Below are 15,207 nucleotides of genomic sequence, written 5' to 3'. Positions count from 1 at the left end.
AGTAGTTTAATTACGGCTCCTGAGCCGTTTCCAGTTCGTTGACGATCATCGTGGCGCCTTCGGCGTCAAGCGGCTGTGCCGGATCCTGACCGTCTCCCGGTCCGGGTTCTACCGGTGGCTGGCCGGCGCGGGCGTACGGGCCGGGCGGGCCCGGGCCGACGCCGAGCTCGCCGAGCGCATCACCGAGATCCACACCGAGTCCGACGGCACCTACGGGGCTCCACGCGTGACAGCCGAGCTCCGCGACGAGGGCGAGCGGGTCAACCACAAGCGGGTGGCACGCGTCATGCGGAAGTTCAACATCGTCGGGCTGCACCTGCGCAAGAAGGTCCGCACCACCATCCCCGAGCCGGCGGCGACGCCGGTGCCGGACCTGCTGCGGCGCGACTTCACCGCGATCGCACCGAATACCCGGTACGTGGGCGACATAACTTACCTGCCCATCGGAGACGGCCAATTCCTTTACCTCGCAACGGTGTTGGACCTGTGCTCGAAGCGACTGGCGGGCTGGTCGATCGCCGATCACATGCGCACCTCGCTGGTCACCGACGCACTCAAGGCCGCGGCCGCGGTCCGGGGCGCCGGCGGCCTGCACGGGGCGATCTTCCACAGCGACAACGGGGCGCAGTACGCCTCCAAGGAGCTCGCCCAGGTCTGCGAGGACCTCGGTGTGATCAGATCGCGCGGCGCGGTGGGCACCAGCGCGGACAACGCCGCCGCGGAATCGCTGAACGCATCCCTGAAACGGGAGACGCTGCAGGGGAAGAAGCGGTGGACCGGGGCGCGCGAGGCCCGGCTCGCGGTCTTCCGCTGGGCGACCCGCTACAACACCCGAAGAAGGCATTCCCGCCTCGGTCAGATCAGCCCAATCGCCTTCGAGCAACGATCAACTACGCTGGCCACTGCCGCATGACAACCGGTGTCCACGATCAAGGGTCAAGGCCCTCGACGAACGCACCCGCTCCTACGTCGAACGCCGCACCAAGGAAGGACTGAACAAGAAGGACATCATGCGCTGCCTCAAGCGATTCGTCGCCCGCGAGGTCTACCGCGCCCTGGCCGGCACACCAACCAAACGAATCACTCAAACCGACCTGGCTCCAGCGGCTTGACAGCCATAGGAGCATCCGAGCGGCCCTCGGGGCCGCCCTACTCGGCCCCGAGGATGTCCTGGTTGATCGCCCCCTTGCCGCCGTCGACCACGAGGTCGACGCCGTTGATGTAGCTGGCCTTGTCGGAAGCGAGGAAGACGACGGCCTCGGAGACCTCGCTCGAGTCCGCGAACCGCTTCGCCGGGATGTGCTTCGACACGGACGCGATCGCCTCGTGGGACAGCGACGCCCGGGTCAGGGGCGTCATGATGGCGCCCGGCATGACGGCGTTGACCCGGATGTCGTGCTTGCCGAACTCGAAGGCCGCCTGCTTGGTGAAGCCTCGGATGGCGAACTTGGATGCGGAGTACGCCGGGTTCACCGTCGTGTCGTAGCGCATGCCGGCCAGGGACGAGATGTTGACGATGGAGCCCTTGCCGTTCTCGACCATGGTGGGCAGCACCGCCTGCATGCCGAAGAAGGTCCCGGCCAGGTTGACGTCCATGATGCTGCGGTAGAGGTCCTCGCCGACCTCCAGGAGGCCGACGATCGGGCCGGCGATCCCGGCGTTGTTGACCAGGACGTCGACGGTGCCGAACGCCGCCTTCGTCTGCTGGACCGCCGCCTCCCAGCTACTCGTGTCGGTGACGTCGAGCTCGACGAAGAGGACGTCCCCGCCCAACTCGTCCGCGAGCTTGTTGCCGTTCGCGACGTCCAGGTCGGCGACGACAACCTTCGCGCCCTCCTCGACGAACTTCCTGACGTGAGCCTCGCCCATTCCCTTCGCGCCGCCGGTGATGATGGCGACCTTGCCGTCCAGGATGCCCATGGCTCTCCTCCTTCTGTCTGCCGTGCGCCGTCGCGCGGTCGTCGGGGCGTGCTGACGGGACGTGCTGCCGGTCCCGCTCCGTACCGTCAGGGCGTGGGCGTCATGACGCCTGCTCGTGCGCGACGAGCTCGCGGAACCGCGCGCCGTGCCACACCAGGGGCTCGTTCTCGCCGACCCCGAGTTTGTTGACCTCGAGCAGCGCCATCCAGTGATCACCGGCCTCGGTGACATCGTGGATCGAGCACTCGAGCCACAGCGCCGCGTCCTCGAGGAAGACGGCACCTCCGGCCCCGACCTCGATCGGGACCTCGTCGAAGCGTGTCGCACGGTCCTTGCCGGCCAGCTTGCGGGTCAGGTCGCCCTGCCCCTTGCCGAAGACGGAGACGCCGAGAGTGCCCGCCCCCTTGATCCGGTCCCAGGTCGCGGACGACTTCTGCACCGCGACCGCGCCGAGGCACGGCTTCAGGGAGACGCCGACCATGAACGAGGACGCCACGAGCGCGTGCTTCTCGCCGTCGACGTCGGCCGCGAGCATGGCCACGCCCGAGGGGAACTGTGCGAACGCGTCGCGCACGGCTCGAGGATCCCCGACGATCTCGCGCACCTTGCTCACCGACCCGACCTCTTGCTCAACGACGGTCACCGGACTCACACCCTCTCCACGTTCGCGGCGTCCTCGGGCAGTACCGAGTCCAGCTCGGGAGCGAGGTGCACCATCTGGTCGCGGAACGACTCGCTCGCGTTGTGGAACACGCGCATCTCGCCGTCCTTGGACAGGGCCTCGGCCTGTTCGACCCATGCCTCGGGCGTGGCCGCCGCAGCATCGACGCGCTCCATGCCCGCGATGGCCACACGGCCCGCCGCGACACCCGCTATCTCGAACGTGTCGGCGTACGTCGTGGTGTCCTGGTGGGCGAGGTAGGTCACGAAGGCCGACACTGCCTCCGGCGGGACGTTCTCCTTCATGGCCTCCTGCACGACGGGGTTCGGGAACGCGTCCTGCGTCATCGGCGTCCAGGCCACAGGCATGAGCGTCGTGACCTGCACGCCGACCTCGCGCGCCTCGGTCGCGAGACCGATGCTCAGGCCCCACACCGCTGCCTTGGCGGCGGAGTAGGCCGAGTCGAGCGGCACACCCATGAGGCCGTTCGAGGAGATGTTGATCAAGCGACCCGTGCCCGAGGCGATGAGGTGCGGCATCGCGGCGCGTGACACCTCGACGACGCCCTTGACCGTGACGTCGAAGACGCGCCACCACGTGTCGCGGTCCATCTCCCAGAACGTGCCGAACGCGTTGATGCCGGCGTTGTTCACGACGACGTCGAGCTGGCCGTACGCATCGATCGCGGTCTGCACGATGGCCTCCGCGCCGGTGACGACGTTGTTGATGTCGACCACGGCGGTACCGCCGTCAGCGATGATCTCGGCAACGGCCGAGGCGGCGTTGTCCGCGTTGAGGTCGTTCACGACGACGCGCGCGCCGCGCGAGGCGAGCATCTTGGCGTGCGCGCGCCCCATGCCCTGGCCTGCGCCGGTGACGATCGCGACGCGGCCGCCGAAGTCGAGGTTCTGTGCAGTCATGTCCGTGCTCCTCCTGAGAAGTTCTGCTGTGTCTGTGCGGGGCCGCTCCTGCGGCCCCGGGGGCGGGCCGTCTACTTGCCCGCGAGGTAGCCGCCGTCGACCGGCAGAGTCACGCCGGTGACCATCCGCGCCTGGTCGGAGCAGAGCCACACGACGGCGTCGGCCTGGTCCTCCGGCTCGGCCAGCATTCCCATCGGGATGCCGGCCAGGATGCTGTTCCTGAATTCCTCGCCGGGGTTCTGCTCGAAGGCGTTCATCATCATCGGGGTGGCCGTGGAGCCGGGGGCGAGTGCGTTGACCCGGATGCCCTTGGACGCGTAGTCCATGGCGACGTTCCGGGTCATGCCGACCACGCCGAACTTGGCTGCGGTGTAGGGCGCGTTGTAGGCGATGCCGATCAGCCCGGCGCCGGAGGCGGTGTTGACGATCGACCCGCCCCCGTTCTCCTCCATCGCGCGCACCTCGTGCTTCAGGCAGTAGAAGACGCTGTAGAGGCTGACCTTCATCACGCGGTCCCAGACCGCGCTGTCCATGTCGCCGATCGGCGCGAAGACACCGTTGGTGCCCGCGTTGTTGAACGCGAAGTCCAGCTTCCCGAAGGCGGACACCGTCGCGTCGACGAGCGCCTCGACCTGCGCCTCGTCGCTGACGTCGCAGCGCAGGAACGCCGCGGTGCCGCCCTCCTCCTCGATCTTCGCGACCGTCTCGGTACCGGCCGTCTCGTCGATGTCCGAGACCATCACGGAGGCTCGGGCCCGGGCCAGGGCGACCGCGGCCGCCTGCCCGATCCCAGACCCTGCGCCGGTCACCAGACCGGCCTTGCCACTCATCGAACTCGCCACGAATCAGACTCCCTTTGTCAGATTGGATGCGACGACGCGGGGGCGCCAGGGTCCGCCCGGCCGGGGACAGGGGTCCCGGCCGAGCGATCCGTGGGCTGCCGGATCCGGTGCGGCCCCGGCAGCCCACGGGGTGGGGCGTCAGTACGTCTCTCCTGCGTGGGCGCTGCTCTCGTAGTCGGGCTGCGCGTCCTCAGGGAGGTACTTCTCCTCGATGCGACGTACCTCCTCGGAGGAGGGGCGGCCGAACATGGCGCCCCAGCCGATGTCGTACTTTGTCCCGGCGTCGCTGTTCACCTTCTGGAGGTACTCGGGGAAGCCCGTTGCCTCGCCGCTCTCGATGGCGTCGACCATGAAGTGGTAGACCTCGCGGACCCCGGGCAGGAAGACGGGCAGCGACTGCACCGCCTGCCCCATCGCCGTCATCTCGGCGACCGTCCTGGTCCCGATCATTGGGACACCGACGACGTACGCGGGGCCAGGCGTCTCCTTGAGGGCGATCTCGGCCTGCTCCCACGTGTGGAAGCCCTCGTAGAAGATGACGTCGGCGCCGGTCTCGGCCTTGTAGAGCTGCGCGCGGCGGATCGCCTCCTCGAGGCCGCCGCCGGCCGCCCCGTACCCGTCGGTGCGCGCGACGATGACGAAGTCCTCGTCGAGTTTGTCCCGCGCGTCGCACGCGGCGTTCAGCCGACCGATGGCCTCGGCGTCGGAGACGAGCTCGACGCCGGCGACACCGCCCGACTTCTTCGGCTCGCGCTGGTCCTCGATGTGGATGCCCGCGACACCGGCGTCGATGAACTCGAGCACCGTGCGCTGCACGTTGAGGGGCGCACCGTAGCCGGTGTCACCGTCGCAGTAGATCGGGATGTCGGCAGCGCGCGCCGTGCGGCGCGCGAGGTCGACGACCTCGGTCATGGTGAGCCAGCCGACGTCGGAGATGCCCTGCCACCAGGCCGACACCCCGCCGGAGAGCTGGAACGCGCCGAAGCCCGCGTGCTGCGCCATCTGGGCGTGGATCGGGACCGAGCCGAGCGGCAGCAGCTCGGTCTTGTCGCTCTCGAAAACCGCGCGCAGCGCCTTGCCGGGAGAGGTCAGGCTCATGCTGCGGCCCCCTCGGTGGTGTTGAAGCCGACGGTGACGACGATGTAGACGCAGTCCTCGTCGTAGGGGTTCTTCCAGGCGTGGGGCACGCCGGCCATGACGAGCAGGTCGCCAGGCACGAGGGTGCGCTTCTTGCCGCCCGGGAGCACGAGGTCGACCTTGCCGGAGATGATGACCTCGTAGTCGATGGTGTCGCTGGAATGCATCCCGGCGTCGCCGTCGTCCTCGGTCGCGGACATGCTCTCGTCGAGGGTTGAGGCGTCGACCTCACCCGACGAGTGCGCCGGGAAGCTGCTGACGCCGAACGTGGACCCGTTCGGCCCGGCCAGGGAGACTTTGGTGGGCGGCGCCCCGAAGGAGGTCTTGCTGTGGCCGCCCTCGACGGCCCAGTAGAAGGCGCCGGCGGACACACCGGGGAAGTCGAACTCGGCGGCAGGGCCCGGGTCGAGGAAGTCTGCCTCGCCCGCCTCGTTCTGGCCGGCGACGACCAGGCGGAACTCCTTGGGGTCGGGGAACGTGCTCATGTCTCTGCGCTCCTTTGCGAAGGACGGGTAAGGGGGACCGGCCGGGCGCCTCGGCGCCCGGCCGGGGTGGGGTGTCAGGCGCGCAGGCCGATCTCCTGCATCAGGGGGAAGATCTGCTGGTCCATGCGGTCCAAGCCCTCGTCGTAATCGACCATCCCGGTGCAGATGCTGCATGCGCTTGGTCGGCACGGCACGGTAGACGATGGCGAGAGTGTCGTGGCGGGTCGCGAGGCCGCGCCCCTGTCTCGTATGGCGGTAACGACGTTCACAGAAAGAACGACCTCGTCGACTACTTGACGCGGATCAACTACGCGTCGACGAGCTCCCGGAACTTCGCGCCGTGCCAAACGAGCGGCTCGCTCTCGCCGACGCCAAGCTGTTTCACCTCGAGCAGAGCCATCCAGTGGTCGCCTGCATCGGAAATCTCGTGGATCGAGCACTCGAGCCACAGCGCTGCGTCTTCGATGAAGACGGCGCCCTCGTCGCCGACCTCGATCGCGACCTGCTCGAAGCGAGCAGCGCGGTCCTTGCTTGCGAGCTTGCGGAGCAGATCGCCCTGGCCCCTGCCAAATATCGATACGCCGAGCGAGCCGGCATCCTTGATCAGCCCCCATGTCTCGGACGACTTCTGCACCGCGACCGCGACGAGACACGGTTCGAGCGACACGCCCACCATGAAAGACGACGCGACGAGCGCGTGCTTCTCGCCGCCGATGTCGACCGCGAGCACCGCCACACCGGACGGGAACTGCGCGAACGTGTTTCGCACGACCATCGGGTCGTCGCCGAATGCACACACCTTGGGCTGGGTCATAAGTTCTCCTCCTTTCACGGGGCACATGCACGGACCCCACGGTCCGCCCCGTCGATCGCCCGATCACGTCGCTGTGACCGAGATGGGAACACTGCAAGGCTCTGGTCGGGCCAGAGGCGAAGGAATTGCCGTTCCGGCTACCTACGCACGTTGCGGGGACATCGGCGTGGAGCGCTCCGAAGCTGCCGCGAAGAGGCAAGCGGACGTCATGCTCCGGCTGAGTCCGACTCGCCGTGCGAGCAGGTCGACGTCGATTTGTGCGCGCCCGGCACGACGCTGCGCCTCCACAGCGGCCACAACGCGTAGAATCGCCCACCGAGGCGGCCGACGCCGGGTCATCGCGCCCCCGCTTCGAGCGAGATTGACGTCGCCCAGTTGCGGACATCCTCAATGTCTCTCGCCAACTGCTCCACAAGGCCCTCGACGTCACGAAACCTGCGCTGCGAGCGGAGTCGGTTCACGAGATGGACCGATATTTCCCGGTCGTACAGCTCGATCTCCACGTCGAGAAGGTGGGCTTCGAGGAGTCGTTGGCCGCGGCGGCCGTAGAAGGTGGTTCTCCGTCCGATGGAGACCGCAGCAGGCCAGTGTCGGCCGTCATCCTCTGTGACCACTACGGCGGACCAGACACCGTCGAGGCGAGCGCTGGTCGCCATGGTGAGGTTGGCGGTGGGAAAACCCAGCATTCGTCCCCGGGCATCGCCGTGTTGGACGACGCCGGTGACAACCTGGTCCTGTGCCTGAAAGCTTTCGATCGCGAACGGCCGGCTCGCTGTCAGGCGCATGGCCGAGCCCTGCCGGGTTATCTGCCGCAATGGGATCCTCCTCGATGCGGTCAGGGGCCACATCAGTGCACGCGCCGCGTCATCAGTCGTGCTCTTCGACGTGGGCGCTGTTGTCGTAGCCGCGCTGGGCACTCTGCGGGAGGTACTTCTCGGTGGCTTCGCCCGATTCCTTGACGTCGGCCGGCAGTCGCCGCACCACACCCGGGATGCCCTGCGACGATGTCGACCTCCCGCCCGGGAGCTGGAACGGCCCGAAGCCCGCGCGCAGCGCCTTACCGGGTGCGTTGAGGGTCACGATGTCACCGCTTGGGAATTGAAGCCGACGGTCACGACGATGTACACGCAGTCCTCGTCGTAAGGGTTCTTCCAGGCGTGGGGAACGCCGGCCATCACGAGCAGGTCACCCGGAACGAGCGTGCGCTTCTTGCCGCCGGGGAGCACGAGGTCGACCTTGCCCGAGATCACGACCTCGTAGTCGATGGTGTCGCTCGCATGCATTCCGGCGTCGCCGTCGTCATCGGTGACGGTCATACTGTCGCCGAGATCGTTGGCCCCCACCTCGCCCGACGAGTGCGCAGGGAAGCTGCTCACGCCGAAGGTGGATCCATTGGGTCCCGCCAGAGCGACCCTGGCCGGCGGGGCACCGAAGTTCTCCTTGCTGTGGCCGCCTTCGACGGCCCAGTAGAACGCACCTGCGGACACGCCGGGGAAGTCGAACTCGGCGGCAGGGCCCACGTCGAGGAAGTCGACGTCGCCGGACTCGGTCGGGCCCGCGACGACGAGTCGAAACTGCTTGGGGTCAGGGAATGTCATCTGCCTTCACTCCTTCGTGAATGGCCGGACGTCAGGCGCGCAGGCCCGCGTCGCGCATGAGCGGGAAGATCTGCTCGTTCATCCGGTCGAGGCCCTCGTCGTAGTCGACGAGTCCGGTGCAGACGCCCGTGATGCCCGAGTCCTGCAGCTTCTGGAGCCCGTCGACGATCATCTCGGGCGTGCCCACGAGCGGAACGAGACCGGCCCGGAAGAACGTCTTGATGGTCTCGTCCTGCTTCGGGTCCTCGGACTTCTTGTAGTGATCCCAGCTCCACCCGCGGGAGTCGCCGTTCTGGATGATGTGCCTGTAGCGGAGGGCGCTCTCGTAATCGCCCTTCTCCTCGACGTACTCGAGGTACTCCCGTGCTTCCTTCTCCGTGTCCTTGCAGATGATGTGCACACCGGCCCACAGGCCGAGGTCCTCACGCCCGGCCGCGTCGGCGTTCTCGCGCAGCTTCGGCGTCACCGACTGGCTGTGCTCGACGCTGCCGATCGCCGCGAACAAGATGTTGGCGTGCTTGAACGCGAACTGCTGACCGGCGGGGCTGGAGCCCGCGCTCATCACCATCGGCCCAGGCGTCTGAACGGGCTTGGGCCACGACTGCGCACCCTGGAGGTGGAAGAAGTCCCCGTCGAAGTCGAACTGGTAGTCGTCTTCGACGGCCCAGAGCCGCTCGACGATGGTCATCCACTCGTCGGCGAGCTCATAGCGCGTGTCGTGCTCGGGCACCTCGACGCCGAACATGTGATATTCGGGCTTGAAGTAGCCGGCTGTGGCGTTCAGGCCCATGCGGCCGCCGCTGATGTGGTCGACGGTGGCCATCATCTTCGCCGCCATCACTGGGTGGATGAAAGGGATGAGGCAGGTGGCGAAGATCTGTATGTTCTGCGTCGCTGCTGCCAGACCTGCGGCCCACGTGAACGTCTCGAACTGCCGGCCCCACGGGCGGTCGGGGCCCGAGAGACCCTGCCAGCGGGCGATGGGGATGAACCCGTCGACACCGTAGCGGTCGGCCTTCTGTGCGAGACCTTCGATCTCGCCCCAGTTGCCGAGTTTGATCGTGTTCTCGGCGAGGTTGAGACCGCCCTGGCCGGTCGTCACATTCGCGCCGAAAATCGCGACCTTGAACTTGTTCGGGCCATCCATCATGGGCCGCTGAGAACGTTCGACTGTGTGATCAGCGACGAAATCACGCGGTGCGACATTCTGCGTCATTGATTTTCTCCATGTCGTTGTGACTTTGGGATACCGAAGAGCGCCTGAGGCAGATCAGGTAGCGCGAACAAGAGTTTGTCTGTCGCGATCGCGGGCAGCGTGCCGACCGGATGCGCCCGATGGTGATTGCGCTCTCCACTGGGTGTATGGCGAGCCACATTCTTGGGCTACTGATTGCGGCCAATTGTGATGGCGGTATGTACGCGATCCGCGTCGTCGTGGGTTTTCCAGACGTGCGCGATGTCGCCTATGACAAGCAACGATGATGCCCCTACCACTGAGGGCGATCTCGTACGTTAGGGGCGCTCCCCGGATCTCCTTTGATGTCGGTGCGTCGGCTTCTCCGCCGACCCCCGTTGACGCATGACGCTAAGAGCGGGCAGCACCGGACCGTCATGGTAAGAGACGCCATCAACGCAGGAAAACGCGCCAAAGCGCCTCCTCTTGCTGGTTGGAGGCGCAAGGTGTAAAGCTGCTGGCGTTACTTCAGATGCCTGGCGGTGCTCCAGCCACCGCAGCGCTTCCGGAGCGGCGGCACCCCATCGCTTCGACGTAGAGGAGAGAGATGCGTTCTGTAACCGTTCCTCCCGACAGCCGAGCGAACATGCCTTGCGGTGGAACGACATCCGTGTCGGCTTCGTCAGGCCCCCTTGGCCGGCTGACTCCCCACCGCAGCAGGTGGACGCGGCTTCCTCAGAGGGTTCCTGAACACGCTGGACCGCCTCCATACGTTGGCGGGGAAAGAGCGCAGTGATGAAGCTAAGCTCGTATCAGAACTTGCGCGTGCCGAACTTCAGTGTTCACAATCTGCGCCAGATACTCGAGGAAGCGGATCTCGACTGGCGAACTGCGCTCGCGAATGCGGAGATCGACCCCAACGCGCTGAACCGACCGGGAAGCACTATTCCTGCAAGGAAGGAGCTGGCCTTCCAGCTTCAGTTCGTCGCTCTCACCAGAGATCGCGTTGATCTTTGGGTGCGAGCCGCGCGCGCCTACACGACGAGCACCTACGGCGCTCGCGGAATGGCTCTCGCAACCGCGCCGACCGTTGCGGCATGGGCAGAAGTTGCCAGCGCAACTGATAATGCCCCTGGGCTCCTCGAGATCACGCCTCTCCGGGCACCAGATGGGAGGGTGGCGGGAATCGAATTCACCTACCCAGACGCCCCGGAAGAGTTGATCCCGTTCAGTGTCTACCGCGATCTCTGTGTCACCACCCCATCTCTCGCGTGGCTGTACGGCGGAACTTTCCCCTTCACCCGCGTCGAAGTCCCTCTCCCGGAAGTCTCGCCCGAAGCCTTGAGGTACGTCTCCTGCAACATCGACTGCTGTGCCGAGGCGTTGCGGCTGTGGTGGGACCCTGCGATATCAACAGACGAGCTCCCCTTCGGTAACGCCTTCCAGCACGAGGCATGGGTCAAAGCAGATGCCCAGATTATCGACTCATTCAGGGCGACTGGCGACTGGCCCCACACTGTCGCGAAAGCCATAAGGGCCGCACCCAATCTCAACCGCACATTGGCAAATGTGGCCGCGACGCTGCGAGTCTCCCCACGCACCCTGCAACGCAAGCTTGAACTCACGGGCAACGACTTCGCCCGGGTACGAGACGAGACTTTGAGTGACCTGGCCTGTGATCTGCTCTCGCATACAGATCACTCTGTATCGGAAATATCCCGCAAGCTGGGCTACACAGATCCGGCCAGCTTCACCATAGCCTTCAAGCGGTGGAGGGGGATGCCTCCGACGGCGTTCAGAGAGGCTTCTCGCTACGAAGACAAGAACCCTGGCCATCAGCACACCTGATGCTCCAGCCGGACTTTTTCAACTCTCATGGTCAACGGCTTGGCGGTGGGGAGGGGACTGCTGCACGGAACCTGCCGCGTCACGTGATCTGAAGGGCATCCAGCCACGGCGGCAGAGGGCTCATGCGAAGCGACCGCAGCCCCCCGGGTGTTGACAGCCGGCACCGCCGCCGTGGCGACCACCCCGGCCCGGACCGGCACCATGCACTCTCCGACCGTTCATGGTCCTCACCGGTGCCGTCGGCCTTCGCCTCGAGCGACGCATCGCCGATTTCCGCGACCTTGCTGCCACGGGACCACGCGCTCATCGCGGGGCTCCGTGCCGAGTGGACTGCGGTCCGACTCCATGCGGCGGAAGGTTCGGAGCGATCTTGGCGGAGCCGGACGTGAGTGTCGGTGACGCGTTGCACGGGATCGCCGAGCCTTCCCGCAACATCACGTTGCCAACCAATGGCAGCGGATCAGGAAGACGATCGAACTGGTAGGCAGTGCGGTTGACCTGCTCCGTTGCGGCCTATGTCGTCGGCGACCATGCCATCCGGGTTGATTGCGAATGCCGCGCCGTTACTTCGTGACCTGCTCTGCCTTCACCTGGCCCCGCGGCGCGGCCTTCCTCGCGTTGTAGATCTCCGTCAATGCGAGATGGCCTTGTCCTGTGTCGCGAACCCGGACTCCTTCACTCGCGTCCCCGCCGCGGGCGGTACCGGATCTTGTGCGGGTGCGCGGGCACTTCGACCACCGGGACGGCGGACGCTCACACTTCTTGAAGAACGGCCCCATCCGCGAACCAAGGAAGCGGGACCCACGGTTGCCGACTCCTCCGCGACCGATGCTGACAGTTTGCTAACCGTCGGTGATCTGAAACGTCGCTGACCTGCTCTGATGTACGTACGGTTCGCTATGTTCTGGAACTGGATCGGCCGGACCCAGGAAGAGATCGAACAGGCCCGCCGGGACTGGATGGAAGGGACACGGTTCGGCGAGGTGAAGGGCTACGACGGCGCTCCGCTGCCTGCTCCCGAGCTGCCGCCGGGGGCGCTGAAACCGCGAGGAAGGGTCCGTTGAGCTGCGGAAATGCTTGAGTGTCGGTGGCTGGTGGGCGGGTGGTGGCCGGGTACTGTCTCCTGCTTTCCGGTCGCTCGAGGGAGGACGGCTGAGCGGGGCGCAGACCTGAGTCGGGGCGGCGGGAGATTCCACGGTGTGGCCGTCTGTGAGCAGCTGTGGCAGGACTCCTGCTGACCTAATGCCGACTTTCCTGACGCTCCGTCAGATGCGATTGGGGCACTCTTTTTGCAGCTCCGTCGCGCGCGGGGGTCGTTGCAGGTTCGGTGGCGGCCGGACGAATGCTGACCCGGGGGCGGTTGAGCCGCGTGCCGGTGCGTGAACTTGGTACTTGCCCTGTCGTCTTGTGGAGAGTCGACAAGGAGCGAGTGGCCGTGGCGGGGAGTGGTCCTGCTCCTGCCCCGTGGGGGGAGGCGCCCTGTCGGAGTGAAACCGGCAGGTTCTTCGTCTGCTGGTGGTACGGCGACAGCGCATCGCCGGCCAGTGCACATAGCGCAGCTCGGTGCCCAGAGCGGTTCGCCGGTCCGGGAATGGTCTGGATCTTGATCGAAGAGCGGTGCCGTGACATCGGTTTGGTTCGGGGAGGGCGGCTTGCGTGAGCAGGGCCTCGCTGTGCGTCGGCGCCCTGGCTTCGTCCGTCGGTGTTTTTCGCACGTAGGGGGATGGCTGTGGTGAATACCTTGGGCTGTCTTGGGATCCGACCTGGCGACCCGGTGCACTTTGTCCTGAAGTTGTCTGCCTAATGGCGCTGACCTGCGGCGTTGTGGTTTTATGGGCCTCTGACCTGCAGGGATGTGTCTTTCAGTGTCTTTCAGTGTCTTTCAGCTTTGTACTGAGCCTTTTCCATCTTGATCAGGTGGCGAGTTCGAGGGCGACGACGGCTCGGACGACGGCTGTGATCCTGGTGGTGCTACAGCGGAGCTTCCGCAGGAGCCGCCAGGACTTGAGGATCGCCATGGCGCGTTCGCCGAGGCTGCGGATCTTCGTGTGGTCCCGGTTGTGAAGTCGGCGCCAGCCGCGCAGGTGCTTGCCCCGGAACGGGACGCGGACAGCAAGACCTGCGCCCTGGTACGCCTTGTCCGCCCAGCACTTGATGTCCTCCGCGGCGAGGGCGGCGGGAATGCCGTGGGCCCGCGCCGCGGTCAGGTCGTGGGTGGCTCCCGGCAGCGCGTCCGAGACCCAGATCAGACGTCCGGCTGGATCCGCGAGGACCTGCACGTTCATCCCGTGGTGCTTCTTCTTCCCGGAGTAGTACGGCTGGTCGGCGGCGATGCGGTCGATCGGCAGCACGGTGCCGTCGAGGATCACGTACGCCTTCTTCCGCGCGGTCGTCATGGCCTGTTCCAGCGTGGGCGCGAGGGCGGCCAGGAGGTCGACGGCCTCGCGTATGTAGCGGTAGGCCGTGGCGATCCCGATGCGGAAGCCCGCGGCGAGGCGGGCGTAGGTGTCGCCGCAGCGCAGGTGGGCCAGGACGAGCAGGGACTGCCGGCCGCAGGTCAGGCGACGCCACCGGGAGCCGATCCGACGGCGGTGACCTGCGAGGAGACCGGAGAGGTGTTGCAGCGTGCGGCTGGACAGATCGATGCCGGACGGGTAGACAAGCACGCGAAAGCTCCTGGCGGACTGGTGATCTTGGTCGTGAACCCGTCTACCAGGAGCTTTCTTCATGCCCGCTGCCGGGGTCACCCGCCCAACCACCCGTCAGGTTGGAAACGACTCATTGGGCCCCGGGCAGAGGAGGCGCTCCGAAGACCCAGCAGAACCAGGAGCGGAAAGCCCGGCTTCACATCGTTCCGCATCTGGGTCACCTCCCGCTCAGGAGCATCACGGCGGCAGAGCTGCGTGCGTACACCGCGAAGTTGGAGAGCACCGTCTCCTCGGTCGACTACCGGCGCGGCATTCTGTCCGAGCTGTCCAGCATTCTGGAGGCGGCCGTCGACGACAAGCGTCTCGCCAGGAACCCGATGCGTGCGAAGTCCGTGCGCTGGCCCAAGGCATCGTGGGAACGTCGAGAGGCGTGGTCGCTGAAGACGGCGCTACGGGTTCGTGACGTGATCAGCCCCCGGAACCGCATAGCCGTCGTGCTTGGTCTGGGGTGCGGGCTTCGACAGGGCGAAGTGTTCGGGCTGAGTCCGGAGGACATCGACTACGCGAGGGGCGTGCTGCATGTCCGCCGCCAGGTCCAGGCGGTCAGCGGGAAGCTGTACTTCACCCTGCCGAAGGGCGCGAAGACGCGTACCGTCGACATGCCCTCATCGGTGGCAGACGAACTGAAGCGTCATGCTGAGGTGTTCCCACCGGTGGAGGTGGAGCTTCCCTGGGGGAAGCCGGGGCCGGACAGACCGACAAGGAAGTTCTCCCTCGTGCTCACCACGCGCTTCAGCAACGCCATCGCTGTGAACACGTGGAACACCTACACCTGGAAGCCCGCGCTCGCCGAGGCCGGGATCATTCCACCGCGCGCCAAGGATGCGAAGCAGTGGCAGTGGGAGGCGGCGCCGAAGGACGGCTTCCACGTACTGCGGCACACCTATGCCTCGATCATGTTGGAGGCGGGGGAGTCCGTGGTGACGTTGGCGCGATGGCTCGGGCACTCCTCACCGGCCGTCATGCTCGGTTACTACGCTCACTTCATGCCGGAGGCCGGGAGCAAGGGGCGCACGATGATCGACGGACTGCTTGGGGAGCAGGGAGATCAGTGCGCCGGCCGAAACTCCCCAGATTCTCCCCAGGGCTGATCGTGGCCG

At 66.3% G+C, this 15,207-nt stretch carries 14 protein-coding genes and 3 pseudogenes; 5 read left to right on the top strand and 12 right to left on the bottom strand.

Annotated features, from left to right (window positions below):
- Positions 1–16: 16 nt before the first annotated feature.
- Together AOK11_RS14365 and AOK11_RS46995 are read left to right on the top strand one after the other, a co-directional pair.
- A pseudogene (locus AOK11_RS14365) lies at positions 17–913 on the top strand (IS3 family transposase); the annotation flags it as partial.
- Positions 914–947: 34 nt separating this feature from the next.
- Positions 948–1,112: pseudogene (locus tag AOK11_RS46995) on the top strand (IS110 family transposase); the annotation flags it as partial.
- Between the two features lie 37 nt (positions 1,113–1,149).
- Here the strand turns inward: AOK11_RS46995 and AOK11_RS14360 are convergent.
- The 11 genes from AOK11_RS14360 to AOK11_RS14310 all read right to left on the bottom strand — a co-directional run bounded on the left by AOK11_RS14360 (position 1,150) and on the right by AOK11_RS14310 (position 9,527).
- Positions 1,150–1,920 carry an SDR family NAD(P)-dependent oxidoreductase gene (locus tag AOK11_RS14360; RefSeq protein WP_055594100.1) on the bottom strand — a complete coding sequence of 257 codons (771 nt, stop codon included), beginning with the start codon at positions 1,918–1,920 and terminating at the stop codon, positions 1,150–1,152.
- 100 nt (positions 1,921–2,020) lie between these two features.
- On the bottom strand, positions 2,021–2,563 hold the full coding sequence (locus AOK11_RS14355) for a flavin reductase family protein (protein WP_206188838.1): 543 nt from the start codon (positions 2,561–2,563) through the stop codon (positions 2,021–2,023).
- Positions 2,564–2,568: 5 nt separating this feature from the next.
- On the bottom strand, positions 2,569–3,501 hold the full coding sequence (locus AOK11_RS43965) for an SDR family NAD(P)-dependent oxidoreductase (RefSeq protein WP_055594098.1): 933 nt from the start codon (positions 3,499–3,501) through the stop codon (positions 2,569–2,571).
- A 71-nt stretch (positions 3,502–3,572) separates the two neighbouring features.
- Entirely contained in the window at positions 3,573–4,343 is a 771-nt protein-coding gene (locus AOK11_RS14345; protein WP_240497340.1) for an SDR family NAD(P)-dependent oxidoreductase, read from the bottom strand.
- A gap of 138 nt (positions 4,344–4,481) precedes the next feature.
- Entirely contained in the window at positions 4,482–5,441 is a 960-nt protein-coding gene (locus AOK11_RS14340) for an isocitrate lyase/PEP mutase family protein (protein WP_055594096.1), read from the bottom strand.
- Positions 5,438–5,965 carry a cupin domain-containing protein gene (locus AOK11_RS14335; protein ID WP_055594095.1) on the bottom strand — a complete coding sequence of 176 codons (528 nt, stop codon included), beginning with the start codon at positions 5,963–5,965 and terminating at the stop codon, positions 5,438–5,440. The genes AOK11_RS14340 and AOK11_RS14335 overlap by 4 nt, the downstream gene beginning before the upstream one ends.
- Positions 5,966–6,272: 307 nt before the next feature.
- Positions 6,273–6,779, bottom strand: coding sequence for a flavin reductase family protein (locus tag AOK11_RS14330; RefSeq protein ID WP_055594094.1), 507 nt, complete (start codon positions 6,777–6,779; stop codon positions 6,273–6,275).
- Positions 6,780–7,114: 335 nt separating this feature from the next.
- On the bottom strand, positions 7,115–7,594 hold the full coding sequence (locus AOK11_RS14325; RefSeq protein WP_055594093.1) for a riboflavin kinase: 480 nt from the start codon (positions 7,592–7,594) through the stop codon (positions 7,115–7,117).
- Between the two features lie 52 nt (positions 7,595–7,646).
- On the bottom strand, positions 7,647–7,859 hold the full coding sequence (locus AOK11_RS14320) for a hypothetical protein (protein WP_055594092.1): 213 nt from the start codon (positions 7,857–7,859) through the stop codon (positions 7,647–7,649).
- The gene (locus AOK11_RS14315; RefSeq protein ID WP_055594091.1) at positions 7,856–8,377 is read right to left on the bottom strand and encodes a cupin domain-containing protein; all 522 of its coding nucleotides are present in this window, start codon (positions 8,375–8,377) and stop codon (positions 7,856–7,858) included. The genes AOK11_RS14320 and AOK11_RS14315 overlap by 4 nt, the downstream gene beginning before the upstream one ends.
- 31 nt (positions 8,378–8,408) lie before the next feature.
- Positions 8,409–9,527: an LLM class flavin-dependent oxidoreductase gene (locus tag AOK11_RS14310; protein WP_055594090.1), complete on the bottom strand. Its 1,119-nt coding sequence runs from the start codon at positions 9,525–9,527 to the stop codon at positions 8,409–8,411.
- 819 nt (positions 9,528–10,346) lie between these two features.
- On the opposite strand from AOK11_RS14310, the gene AOK11_RS39865 reads away from it, so the two are divergent.
- Both AOK11_RS39865 and AOK11_RS39855 read left to right on the top strand, forming a co-directional pair.
- Positions 10,347–11,399, top strand: a complete 1,053-nt coding sequence (locus tag AOK11_RS39865; RefSeq protein ID WP_079034835.1) for an AraC family transcriptional regulator — start codon at positions 10,347–10,349, stop codon at positions 11,397–11,399.
- An 899-nt stretch (positions 11,400–12,298) separates the two neighbouring features.
- A pseudogene (locus tag AOK11_RS39855) lies at positions 12,299–12,463 on the top strand (pirin family protein); the annotation flags it as partial.
- A gap of 849 nt (positions 12,464–13,312) precedes the next feature.
- Here AOK11_RS39855 and AOK11_RS14305 read toward each other — a convergent pair.
- The gene (locus AOK11_RS14305) at positions 13,313–14,065 is read right to left on the bottom strand and encodes an IS5/IS1182 family transposase (protein WP_055594089.1); all 753 of its coding nucleotides are present in this window, start codon (positions 14,063–14,065) and stop codon (positions 13,313–13,315) included.
- A gap of 101 nt (positions 14,066–14,166) precedes the next feature.
- Here AOK11_RS14305 and AOK11_RS14300 point away from each other — a divergent pair, with 101 nt between their 5' ends.
- Positions 14,167–15,198 carry a tyrosine-type recombinase/integrase gene (locus AOK11_RS14300; protein ID WP_055594088.1) on the top strand — a complete coding sequence of 344 codons (1,032 nt, stop codon included), beginning with the start codon at positions 14,167–14,169 and terminating at the stop codon, positions 15,196–15,198.
- Positions 15,199–15,207: the final 9 nt, after the last annotated feature.

The sequence above is a fragment of the Streptomyces hirsutus genome (assembly GCF_001418415.1).
Taxonomy (GTDB): Bacteria; Actinomycetota; Actinomycetes; order Streptomycetales; family Streptomycetaceae; genus Streptomyces; species Streptomyces hirsutus.
This window is presented reverse-complemented; position numbering and strand designations above follow the sequence as displayed.